The sequence below is a fragment of the Galbibacter orientalis DSM 19592 genome (genome assembly GCF_000260115.1).
In the GTDB taxonomy this organism is placed as follows: domain Bacteria; phylum Bacteroidota; class Bacteroidia; order Flavobacteriales; family Flavobacteriaceae; genus Galbibacter; species Galbibacter orientalis.
In genome coordinates, this window is record NZ_JH651379.1 from 1,157,805 (window position 1) to 1,170,462 (window position 12,658).

Below are 12,658 nucleotides of genomic sequence, written 5' to 3' on the forward strand. Positions count from 1 at the left end.
AATGGGGATTTATTGGTATAAATTTTTAATATATTTTATTCTTTACTGCTTTTGGGAAGTACATCTATATTTGGCTTTTTAAGCACTTGCTTGTTTGCAATATTTCTTTCTAAAGCCAATAATAATGCAGGAAGAAGTATTAAATTGGCTAGCATGGCAATTAAAAGTGTAAAGGAAACTAAGCCTCCAAGAGCTTTTGTGCCTCCAAAACTACTTAGCATAAATACAGAAAATCCAAAGAAGAGTACAATAGAAGTATAGAACATACTAACGCCTGTTTCGCGTAGGGCATTATAAACAGATTTTCTAATGTTCCAGTGACTTTTTGTAAGTTCTTGTCTATACTTTGCTAAGAAGTGAATGGTATCATCCACAGAAATTCCAAAAGCTACACTAAATACTAAAATAGTTGAAGGTTTAATAGGAATTCCTAAAAAGCCCATCATACCAGCAGTAATAATAAGGGGTAATATATTTGGAATTAGTGAAACAATAATCATTTTAAAAGACCTAAACATATAGGCCATAAAAAGAGAGATAAGGAAAATAGCCAATGCTAAAGACATTACTAAATTCTTTACCAAATACTTTGTTCCTTTCATAAAAACCAATGCTTTTCCTGTTAATGTAACGTCATATCTGTCTTGAGGTAAAACTTTGTGTATTTTTTTCCATAAATCTGCTTCTATGCCTTCCATTTTATCGGTACCTATGTCCTGCATAAAAGTGGTAATTCTAGCTATTTGTCCTGTAGAGTCCACAAAACTCTTAAGTAAATCTGCGTTATTAGCCGATTTTTTTGCGTAAGAAAGGATAAAAGTATTTTCCTGATTATTTGGTAATTGGTAGTAATTTGGATTTCCGTTGTAATATGCCTGTTTGGAGTATTTTACCAAGTTGGTAACAGAAATAGGATCGGAAAGTTCTGGAATTTCTTTTATAAGGGTTTCCAACTCTTCCATTCTACGAAGTGTGGTAAGTTTTAAAACCCCATTTTTTCTTTTGGTGTCTACCATAATTTCAACAGGAAGGATTCCGTCAAATTCTTTTTCAAAAAAGCGAATATCATCAAAAAAGGCAGCATCTTGAGGCATGTCTTCTATTAAACTCCCTGAAATTCTAATTTGGTATATTCCGATAATGCTACCAATTAAAGCTATTAACGATATTATAAACACAGCTATTCTATGGTTACGAACCGAATTTTCCATCCATCCTACAAAAGTGTTGATCCATTTTGTGTTTAGGTGCTTTAAATGCTTCGTTTTAGGTAGAGGCATAAAGCTATAGATAATTGGAATTATCAGTAACGATAAAACAAAAATTGCAAAAATGTTTAGAGAGGCAACAATACCAAATTCTTTTAAAAGTTTACTTTCAGTAATAATAAAAGTAGCAAAACCAGCTGCTGTGGTAATGTTGGTCATTAATGTTGCATTACCTACATTTGAAATTACCCGCTGTAAAGACTTTGCTTGATTTCCATGTTTTTGAACTTCCTGCTGATACTTATTAATGAGGAATATACAGTTGGGAATCCCAATTACAATTATTAAAGGAGGGATCAATGCTGTTAAAACGGTAATTTCATAGTGTAATAAACCTAAAATCCCAAATGCCCACATTACACCTATAATTACAACTATCATGGAGATAAAAGTTGCTCTAAAGGATCTAAAAAAGAAAAAGAAAATAAGAGAGGTAACTCCTAAGGCAGCGCCAATAAACATACTAATTTCGTCTATGATACTTTGAGAGTTTAAAGTTCGGATGTATGGCATTCCAGATACTTTAACATCCAGTCCAGTTTTAGCTTCGAAATCGTCTATTAATGGTTCAAAATCATTAATTACAAAATCTTTTCGAACACTGGTGTTTACTATTTCTTTATCAATATAAATAGCAGTTCTTATAGTGTGTGTTTTTTTATTGAAAAGTAAACTTTCGTAAAATGGGAGTTTTAAGAAAAGTTCATCTTTAATGCTGTCTACTTCAGCTTTATTCTTTAATTCGTTTTTAATTAAAGGTTCTAATTCAAATTGGTGTTTTTCGGTATTTTTTACGAGTTTTTGGAGGCTTTCTGTAGAAATAACTGCATCAACTTCTGGTTTTGCTTGAAGTTGTTTGCTTAATTTATTCCATTCGTTAAAATTTTCTGGAGTGAATAAATTACTGTCTTTTACAGCAATTATAATTAAATTTCCTTCTTCGCCGAAAGTATCTAAAAATTTATTGTACTCAACGTTAACAGGGTGATGGTCTGGGAGTAAATTTGCTTCGGTAAAAGTAAAGCGCATGTTTTTCCATTGCATGGCTAGAAAAACAGTGATTCCAAGAAGAATCAATAAAATAATAATACGATTGCGGAGAATTATTCTCGCCGTTTTCTTCCAAAAGCCTTTACTGATCTTGTTTATCATCAAAAAAAATTTCCATGCAAAGGTAAAGAACCTCTGCGAATGTGCCTAAAAACCTAAAGTAAAATAGTAGGTAAACTTAAAGGAGATATTATCGTCAAAATTTGGTAAATGGTATGCGCCGTATCTATACATAAAGTTTAATCCAAATCCTTTAAGAATTTTATTTACTTCTAGACCGCTCTCTAAGTATCCATTTTCTAAAGAGCTAAACTCAATACCCTCATGTTGTTGTCTTTCAGAAATATTTCCAATTGCAAAGCGGGAGATTAAAACTAATTCTGGTCTAAATTTATCGGTAATATTAAAGCGTTTGAAATAATGTTTTGCTTGAGCAACTGCGTATCTATCCGAAAAGAATTCGTTAAAATACATGGTTTCAAAGCTATCGCGTCCAGCTACCGAAAATCTATTTAAAATATGTTCTCCATCTGGTTGGTTTGGAGAGGTGTTGTATAATTCTGTAATTGGCAAATCTCCAAAGCCAATTCCTCCAACAAATAGGAATGTTGTTTTGCCCATGTTAAGCGGACTAATTTCATGCATAACTCGCATGGATATTTTAGAAAAACTTAAATCGCTATCAAAAATGTTTCTTAACGCTTGTGTAGTTTGGATAGTAAATTGGGGATAGTTATTCTCAATAACTACTTTTCCGGTATTAGTTTGCATGTATTTATTAAACGGATTCCATTGTATGGAAGCTGTAATCGAGCTTGTTTGATAGCTTTCATACGTTTTTCCGTCATTGGTAAATGTATATTCGTAAGTAGGTTTTACATCTTGATGAGATAATTGTAATTTAGAGCTTAATTTTGGGGTGAAATCGTGAGTCATGTAGGTGCTAATATCGTTTACCTTATGAAATTGGCTCAAATTAAAAAGGCGAGGTTCAAATAGGTAAAAGGCTCTTCCGTCTGTTATAAAAGTTAAGCTTCCAGTTTCTACTAAATCGTCTTTGTAATTAATTCCAATTCTAGTATCGTCATATTTGTCTAATCTTCTTTCTGCTCCAAAACCATATTTAAAATTACCATCTTTGGTTCCATAAGCTCCATATCCATGAATCTTATATTTATTAGAAAAATTATTATTTGTAACCGCACTCATCCCTATTCTAAAACCTTCGTAACGGTTAAATTTCAATAAGGATTTATAGTCAAAATCTATGTATTTTGTACTTACGTACCCTACTGCAGCTTTTCTAATAAATGATAATTTTTTCTCGTAATTATTGGCTGCTACTAGGCTGTCAACAGCAGTGTAGGTTTCTTTTTCTTTTTCTGAAATTGGTTTAGTTCTATAGGTTTTCCAGAATTCTTCATCTCGTTCTGAGGCTACATCTACAAGTTCAATTGCAGTGCCTCTTCTTTCAATAGTAACAGGACTGTTTAATCTAATTTCAAAATTGTTGGTTTCTGAAGTTAGATAAATGTGTTTTGTAATATCATCTGGGTTTGTACTAACAAAAGTGGAATCTTCCATTTTAGAGCTGGATGCAATTCTTAGTGTCCCAAAAAGGTTTACTACATTATTGTTATCTCCTTTTCCAACTACCACTTTGTTATTTGTAGGGAACCAAATGTTTTCTTTTGGAAAGTAGGTGTAATTTTGAACCGCTTGTACGTCTATCGAAGCATTTAGTTGTGAGATGGTTTTTTGTAAGGCATAACTTTCTCTATCGATATATAATACCCCCTCCAAGGCTATCTTTTCTTTGTCCTCTTTTGGGTAATAATGTACCAAATAGCCTTCTCTGTTTTGCTCTACAACGGTGTCTAAAATTTTGTAATTATATGTTTTTAATGCAGACTCTCCTAGTGGACTTACAAATTCGGTTCCGAAAACTATATAATGATTTTTATAAAAAGAAAAAGATTGCATTTCTAAAGCAAGCACCTCATAAATAGGTTTGCTTAATCCAGCCATGTGTGTTCCAAGTATAGTTTCTCTTTTTCCTCGATGTTTTGAGAATAAAAAATTTGAAGCTTTTTCTAAAATGTATAAATGAGATTTTTCTAGTTGCTTTTTAAGCTGATAATTGGTGGAATCTATTTTCTTAAACTTCAATCCTTTTTTCTTCACTCTAAAAATAGAATCGATAGTTCCATTTATAGAATCTTTATCGGCCGTAATAATTAATTTGCTATAGCTTCTATAATTGAATGTGTTTAAAACGTCTTCTGGGTTATTTTTCTGCCTATTTACAATAGCTTTTTTAATGATTGTATTAGCATTGTTTACTTTTTGCTGTTGAAGAACAACTTCATCTAACTTTTCAATATTTTTTTCAAGTTGAATAACTAGATTGTCATTCAATTCTGTTACTTCTTTTGGCTTATAACCTACGTAGCTAACTAATAACTTTTGATTATTGTTAGCAATCTCAATTGAAAATTTACCGTCCAAATTAGAAACCGTATTGTTCTCCTTTGCAACTATAGTTGCAAAGGGGAGTGGGGTTTTAGTTTCTTTGTCTTGTATACTTCCATGAATAACATCTTGAGCAAAATTAGATTTTACTAATAATAAAAAGAAAACTAAAATATAGGATGCTAAGTTTTTCATTTACTAGGGGAAAACAATGCTTTTAGAATATCTTGTAATGTTACAAAAAAATAAAGCGACTCGTAGAAGTCGCTTTATTTTTTATTGAAAGTTTAACGATTGTTATACCGTCATAATTTCTTTTTCTTTCACTGCTAATGTAGCGTCCGTTTTTTTGATGTATTCATCGGTTAAAGCTTGAACATCTACTTCTGCATTTGCTTTTAAATCTTCAGAAATATCAAGTTTTTTGATTTCCTTATTAGCATCTTGTCTAGCACTTCTAATAGACACTTTTGCGTCTTCTGCTTCTGCTTTTGCTTGTTTTACTAAATCTCTTCTTCTTTCTTCAGTTAGTGGTGGAACGTTAATAATAACCATTTCCCCATTATTCATTGGGTTGAAACCGAGGTTGGCAATCATAATTCCTCTTTCAATTTCTTGAAGCATTCCTTTTTCCCAAGGTTGAATAGAAATAGTTCTTCCGTCTGGAGTATTTACATTGGCTACTTGGCTCAAAGGCGTAGGAGAACCATAGTAATCTACCATAACACTTCCAACCATAGCTGGACTTGCTTTTCCGGCACGTATGTTTACAAATTCTTTTTCTAAATGCTTTATAGCGCCATCCATTGCTTCTTTGGCACTATCCATTATAAAGTCTACTTCTTCGTTCATAACTATGTATGTTTTCAATAGTTTGGCTAAAATAAGCCAAGTTTATTAAAGATTTACTTTTGTACCAATATTTTCTCCTGAAACTACTTTTAGTAAGTTACCAGGTTTATTCATATCGAATACAATAATAGGTAATTCGTTTTCCTGACTCAAAGTAAAGGCTGTTGTGTCCATTACTTTTAACCCTTTATTTAGCACATCTTTAAAAGTGATGTTGTCAAATTTTGTCGCGTCTTTATTTTTTTCAGGATCTGAGGTGTAGATTCCATCAACTCTAGTTCCTTTTAAAATAACATCAGCATTTATTTCGATAGCACGTAAAACAGCTGCAGAGTCTGTGGTAAAATAAGGATTTCCTGTTCCTCCACCAAAAATTACAACACGCCCTTTTTCTAGATGACGAATAGCACGTCTTCTAATAAAAGGCTCTGCTACTTCATTGATTTTAATAGCCGATTGTAAGCGTGTTTCTATACCTTCGTCTTCCAAGGCAGATTGCAATGCAAGTCCGTTAATAACGGTTGCTAACATTCCCATATGATCGCCCTGTACACGATCCATTCCATTGCTTGCTCCTGCTAGTCCTCTAAAAATATTTCCTCCACCAATTACAACGGCAACTTCTACACCAGACTCAATAACAGTTTGAATTTCTTCAGCATATTCTTTAAGTCTTTTTGGGTCAATCCCATATTGTTTTTCCCCCATAAGGGCTTCTCCGCTTAGTTTTAGAAGTATTCTTTTGTATTGCATGTTTTTCTGTTGAAGATTATTTCTGAAAATTTTCCGAAGCAAAAATAAGCAAAATAATTAAGTGTTTTCAAAAACCTATTTAAAGTAAGGTTGTTTATTTTGAATGAAAGCGAAGGGAGTGTAGGTAATTCTGTACAATGGAAAGCTGTAGTTTCAGATTGCAATTTAATAAGGAACATCTAAAACCTTCTCACAGAAAGAAGTATGAACTATTGCGAAAAAGAAAAACCCACTTTCAAAATAATTTTGAAAGTGGGTTTTGATATGTTTAAAAGTAACTTAGAATTATCCTAAAGCTACTCTTTCAAATGCTACTACAGTAAGTTTTTTGTCAAAAGATTTTACGTATTCAGCAACGCTTTGTTTGCTGTCTTTAATAAAATCTTGGTTTACTAAAGTATTGTCTTTAAAGAAACGCTTTAATTTACCTTTAGCGATGTTTTCCAACATAGCTTCTGGTTTTCCTTCAGCTCTTAGTGTATCTTTAGCAATTTCGATTTCTTTATCGATAACCTCTTGGTCAACACCAGACTCGTCTAAAGCAACAGGATTCATAGCGGCAGCTTGCATAGCAACATCTTTAGCAGCAACATCTACTCCTTCAGCGTTTGCAGATAAACCAACTAAAGTAGCTATTTTGTTACCAGCGTGAATGTAAGAACCTACAAATGGAGCTTCTAAAGTTCTGAAATCTCCAATTTCAATTTTCTCACCAATTACTCCAGTTTGCTCGATTAATTTGTCGGCAACTTTAACTCCTTTGTAATCTGCTTCTAAAAATGCTTCTTTAGAATCAAAGCTTAGCGCTAATTCAGCAAGTTCGTTTGCTAAAGTTACGAAAGTATCGTTTTTAGCAACAAAGTCTGTTTCACAGTTAAGAGAAACAATAACACCTCTGCTGTTTGCATCGTTAACCTTTGCAATAACTGCACCTTCAGTAGACTCTCTGTCAGCTCTTTTAGCTGCAACTTTTTGTCCTTTTTTACGAAGAACTTCTACTGCTGTATCGAAATCACCTTCAGCTTCTACTAATGCATTTTTACAATCCATCATACCAGCTCCGGTAGCTTTTCTTAGTTTATTTACTTCAGCGGCTGTAATTTTTGCCATTTCTTTATCAGTTTTAATTCCTCTTTGAGGGTTTTATTGTCTTGCCCTACAAGTTGGAATAGTTTTTAAATTTATTTTTGAGTAACCTTAAGGTGTAACCTTTGGGTACTTTAACTTAATAAAGTCGTTATCAATTTATTTCAATACAAAAGTAGAGAAGATAAAAAGATAACGACTTTAAGAAATTATTATTTAATCGTTTTCTTCAGTTTCTAAAGCCTTAGCTTTTTTTTCTTTAGCTGCGGTCTCTGCTTTAGTTTCTTCATCTTCTTCAGCTTGCTTTTCAGCAGCCTTATCAGCTTTTCTTTCAGAAAGACCTTCGTTAATAGCGTCTGTTACGTGCGTAAGAACTTTTTCGATAGATTTTGAAGCATCATCATTAGATGGTATAACGTACTCAACTTCTCTAGGATCTGAGTTAGTATCTACCATTGCAAATATTGGAATGTTTAATTTTTGTGCTTCTTTCACTGCGATATGCTCACGCATAGTATCTACAATAAACAATGCCCCTGGTAAACGAGTCATGTCAGAAATAGAACCTAAGTTTTTCTCAAGCTTAGCTCTTAAACGATCTACTTGTAGTTTTTCTTTTTTAGAAAGTGTGTCAAAAGTACCGTCCTTCTTCATTCTATCAATAGCAGCCATTTTCTTAACCGCTTTTCTAATAGTAACAAAGTTAGTAAGCATACCACCTGGCCATCTTTCTGTGATGTAAGGCATGTTTGCTGCTCCTGCTTTTTCAGCAACGATATCTTTTGCTTGTTTTTTGGTAGCTACGAAAAGTATTTTTCTACCTGATGCTGCGATTTTTTTAAGAGCTTCGTTAGCTTCTTCAATCTTAGCAGCTGTTTTGTATAAATTGATAACGTGGATTCCGTTACGCTCCATATAGATATAAGGAGCCATATTTGGATTCCATTTTCTAGTAAGGTGACCAAAATGTACACCTGCTTCTAGTAAGTCTTTAACTTCTATGTTATTTGCCATTTTTGTAATAGTTTACGTTCCGTTGCCCACAATGTGGGTTTGAATATTTAGCAATGTTAAAGTGGTCACGATTGCTCGATTGCCTTTCCCATTTGGATGCTAAACTTATCTTCGCTTCTTTTATAAAGAGGTGAAGCAACGACATGTTTTAAATTCAATAATAAATGAACAATGTGTACGAATACACATATGTAAAAATTGATACAGATTAACGTTTCGAGAATTGGAATTTCTTACGTGCTTTCTTCTGACCAAATTTCTTACGCTCTACCATTCTTGGATCTCTAGTTAATAATCCTTCTGGTTTAAGAGTCAATCTGTTTTCGGCATCTATTTCGCACATTGCTCTAGAGATTGCCAAACGGATAGCTTCTGCTTGTCCTGTTACACCACCACCAAAAACATTTACTTTAATGTCAAAGTTCTCAACGTTCTCTGTTAATGTAAGAGGTTGTTGTACTTTGTACTGTAATGTTGGTGTTGGGAAGTATTGTGCAAATTCTTTTTTGTTGATGGTGATTTTACCTTCACCTTCAGAAACGTACACTCTTGCAACTGCAGTTTTTCTTCTGCCGATTTTGTGAATTACTTCCATTATTTAAGATCGTTTAAGTTAATTGTAGCTGGTTTTTGAGCTTCTTGAGCGTGCTCAGTTCCAACATACACTTTTAAATTACGGAATAACTCAGCACCTAATTTGTTTTTAGGAAGCATTCCTTTAATTGATTTTTCTAACAAACGAGTAGGATCTTTTTTGTAAAGTTCCGTCGCTGTTGTTGTTCTTTGACCGCCTGGGTAACCTGTGTGACGCACGTATTGTTTTGCATCCCATTTTTTACCCGTTAAGTTGATTTTCTCTGCATTGATGATAACAACGTTATCTCCACAGTCAACATGCGGTGTGTAATTAGGCTTGTACTTACCTCTAAGTAGTTTTGCTACCTTAGAAGAAAGACGTCCTAGCGTCTGACCTTCAGCGTCAACTAAAACCCACTGCTTGTTTACAGTAGCTTTGTTTGCTGAAATTGTTTTGTAGCTTAATGTATCCACACTAACTTATTTTAAAAAATTAAACATTCCATTCCCATACCCAAACGTGAATTCGGGATAATGGGGTGCAAAAGTACAATTATTTATGTTATTTACAAATAGAGGATGTAATTATTTGTTGATAAGAAAAAGTTGGTTTCTAGTAAGTTAAAAGAATCTTGTTATAAGTAACTGTTTCATGTTTTGATTTTAAAGAGCAAATTTTATAAAAGCTAATTGTAATTTGGGAGGAAGTATATAAAATCCTCCCATTATTTTGAATAAATTAATGCGCCTCCAGCCAATCATTTCCAGTTCCTACTTCAACATCTAATGGAACACTCATGTTGTATGCGCTTTCCATTTCTGTTTTAATCATCTGTTTTACAGTGTCTAGTTCTTCTTTATATGCATCAAACACCAATTCATCATGTACTTGTAAAAGCATTTTAGTTTTAAAATTGCCTTCTTTTAATTTCTGATGAATATTTATCATGGCAATTTTTATAATATCGGCAGCACTTCCTTGTATTGGAGCGTTTACTGCATTCCTTTCAGCAGCACCACGAACTACTTGATTTCTAGAATTAATATCTTTTAAATATCTACGGCGACCTAAAATGGTCTCCACATACCCATTGTCTTGAGCAAAATGAACTTGCTTGCTCATATAGGCTTTTAATTTTGGGTATGTTTCATAATAGGTTTCTATTAACTCTTTAGCTTCGCTTCTAGATAAGGTGGTTTGGTTGCTTAATCCAAAGGCAGATACCCCATATATAATTCCGAAATTAACGGTTTTAGCATTACCACGTTGTTCGCGCGTTACTTCTTCAATAGGAACTTTAAAAACTTGAGCTGCTGTGGAGGCATGAATATCTTGACCTTCTTGGAAGGCTTTTATCATGGTGTCTTCTTCACTTAAAGCAGCAATAATACGAAGTTCTATTTGAGAATAATCTGCTGCTAATAAAATGTAATCCTCATTCCGTGGAATAAAGGCTTTTCTTACTTGTCTACCTCTTTCTGTACGTATTGGGATGTTTTGTAAGTTAGGATTATTGGAGCTTAACCTTCCTGTGGCGGCTACAGCCTGACTATAAACGGTATGTATTCTATTTGTTTTTTTGTTGATTTCATTTGGCAATGCATCAACATAAGTGCTTTTTAATTTATTGAGTTGTCTCCATTGTAAAATATCAGCAACAATTGGGTGGTCTTTTGCTAAGTAAGAGAGTACATCTTCTGCGGTAGAATATTGACCTGTTTTGGTCTTCTTAGGTTTGTCTACCAATTTTAATTTATCAAATAAAATAGGGCCTAATTGTTTTGGAGAAGCTAAATTAAATTCTTCCCCTGCTTGCTCAAAAATGTCTTTCTCTAATCTGAGAATATCATTATTGAGGTCTTTTGTTAAGGAATGAAGAAATTTTTCATCTAAATTAATTCCTTCTATTTCCATGTCCGCCAACACTTTTACAAGTGGTGCTTCTATTTCTTCAAATAGTTTTTTAGCATTTCTATTTGGTAATTCTTGCTCAAAAATATTTTTTAGCTGAAGTGTAATGTCAGCATCTTCAACGGCATATTCTGTTTGCTCTTCTAAAGCAACGCTTCGCATAGAACGTTGATTCTTTCCTTTTTTACCAATAAGAGTTTCTATAGAAACAGGGGAGTAGTTTAAATAAGTTTCTGCCAATACATCCATGTTGTGGCGCATATCTGGATTGATAAGGTAATGCGCTATCATGGTATCGAAAATCGGTCCTTTAACAGGCATGTTGTAATTGGAAAGTACTTTAATATCATATTTTAAATTCTGACCGATTTTTTCAATTTCTTCATTTTCAAAAAATGCTCTGAATTCTTCTAAGATATTTTGTGTTTCTTTTTGGTCTTCAGGGAAAGAAACATAATAACCCGTTCCAGGTTCCCAAGAAAAGGCACAGCCTACCAATGCTGCATTTAACGATTTTAGGCTTGTAGTTTCCGTGTCAAAACACACGCTACTTTGTTGCATTAACTTTTGTAGTAAAAGCTTTCTGGCTAATGGCGTATTGGCGTGTTGGTATAAATGTGGAACTTGTGCAAGGGTTTTGTATCCAGAAATGCTGGTAGTGGTTGTTTGCTCAGTAGTGTCGTTACTCCCAAAAAGGTCATATTGAACTTCTAAGCTGTTGTTTACCTTGCCTTTATTTTCTGATGGATTACTTTCTTCGGAAGGAGTGTCTTCTTGTTTAAAAGTTTTCATCAGATTTTCAGCAAGCCTTCTAAATTCTAATTCCTGAAAAATTTCTTGGACTTTTTCAATATCTGGAGTGTCTAATTTAAAATCGTTTTCATGAAATTCTACAGGCACATCCAACATAATACGCGCCAATTCTTTAGATAATAATCCTTGTTCTTTATTGGCTTCTACTTTTTCTTTCATCTTTCCTTTCAGCTTATCGGTGTTTGCTAAAAGGTTTTCCATACTGCCGAATTCTTTTAAGAATTTCTTGGCTGTTTTTTCTCCAACACCTGGTAATCCTGGGATATTATCCACAGCATCTCCCATCATTCCTAGAAAATCTATTACTTGGTCTGGGGTTTCTATTTCAAACTTTTTTTGAACTTCTGGAATTCCCCAAATTTCAATTCCATTTCCCATTCTCGCTGGGCGATACATAAATATATTTTCTGAAACTAATTGCGCAAAATCTTTATCTGGAGTAACCATATACACCTTATAGTTTGCTTTTTCCGCTTGTTTTGCTAGCGTTCCAATAATATCATCGGCTTCGTATCCTTCTTTTACAATACAAGGAATATGCATTGCTTTTAAAATATCTTGAATAATAGGAACTGCTATTCTAATGGCTTCAGGGGTTTCATCTCTGTTGGCCTTATAAGCTTCAAACATTTCTACTCGATCCACACTCCCTCCTTTGTCAAAAGCAACCGCTAGATGGTCTGGTTGCTCTCTTTTGATAACATCTAAAAGAGAATTCATAAACCCCATAATGGCTGAAGTATCCATTCCTTTTGAATTGATTCTCGGATTTTTTATAAAAGCATAATATCCTCGGAATATTAATGCGTATGCATCTAAAAGAAAAAGCCTTTTTTGCTCAGCCATATTTTTTTGTTTGAAA

The 12,658-nt window shown here is 33.5% G+C and carries 9 protein-coding genes; all 9 read right to left on the bottom strand.

Annotation, left to right across the window (positions count from 1 at the left end; translation table 11 throughout):
• Positions 1-35: 35 nt before the first annotated feature.
• Positions 36-2,420, bottom strand: coding sequence for an efflux RND transporter permease subunit (locus tag JOOMADRAFT_RS05210; protein ID WP_008611800.1), 2,385 nt, complete (start codon positions 2,418-2,420; stop codon positions 36-38).
• Between the two features lie 45 nt (positions 2,421-2,465).
• A complete protein-coding gene (locus JOOMADRAFT_RS05215) occupies positions 2,466-4,985 on the bottom strand; it encodes a DUF5686 and carboxypeptidase-like regulatory domain-containing protein (protein WP_008611801.1) in 2,520 nt (839 codons plus the stop codon).
• A gap of 102 nt (positions 4,986-5,087) precedes the next feature.
• Entirely contained in the window at positions 5,088-5,642 is a 555-nt protein-coding gene (gene frr, locus JOOMADRAFT_RS05220) for a ribosome recycling factor (RefSeq protein ID WP_008611802.1), read from the bottom strand.
• A 45-nt stretch (positions 5,643-5,687) separates the two neighbouring features.
• Positions 5,688-6,395: a UMP kinase gene (gene pyrH / locus JOOMADRAFT_RS05225; protein ID WP_008611804.1), complete on the bottom strand. Its 708-nt coding sequence runs from the start codon at positions 6,393-6,395 to the stop codon at positions 5,688-5,690.
• A 285-nt stretch (positions 6,396-6,680) separates the two neighbouring features.
• A complete protein-coding gene (tsf, locus tag JOOMADRAFT_RS05230) occupies positions 6,681-7,505 on the bottom strand; it encodes a translation elongation factor Ts (protein WP_008611805.1) in 825 nt (274 codons plus the stop codon).
• A gap of 192 nt (positions 7,506-7,697) precedes the next feature.
• On the bottom strand, positions 7,698-8,495 hold the full coding sequence (gene rpsB, locus JOOMADRAFT_RS05235) for a 30S ribosomal protein S2 (protein ID WP_008611806.1): 798 nt from the start codon (positions 8,493-8,495) through the stop codon (positions 7,698-7,700).
• 208 nt (positions 8,496-8,703) lie between these two features.
• Entirely contained in the window at positions 8,704-9,090 is a 387-nt protein-coding gene (gene rpsI / locus JOOMADRAFT_RS05240; RefSeq protein ID WP_008611807.1) for a 30S ribosomal protein S9, read from the bottom strand.
• Entirely contained in the window at positions 9,090-9,545 is a 456-nt protein-coding gene (gene rplM / locus JOOMADRAFT_RS05245; protein ID WP_008611808.1) for a 50S ribosomal protein L13, read from the bottom strand. Before rplM ends, rpsI begins: the two co-directional genes overlap by 1 nt.
• Positions 9,546-9,810: 265 nt before the next feature.
• Positions 9,811-12,642, bottom strand: coding sequence for a DNA polymerase I (gene polA / locus JOOMADRAFT_RS05250; protein WP_008611809.1), 2,832 nt, complete (start codon positions 12,640-12,642; stop codon positions 9,811-9,813).
• Positions 12,643-12,658 lie beyond the last annotated feature (16 nt).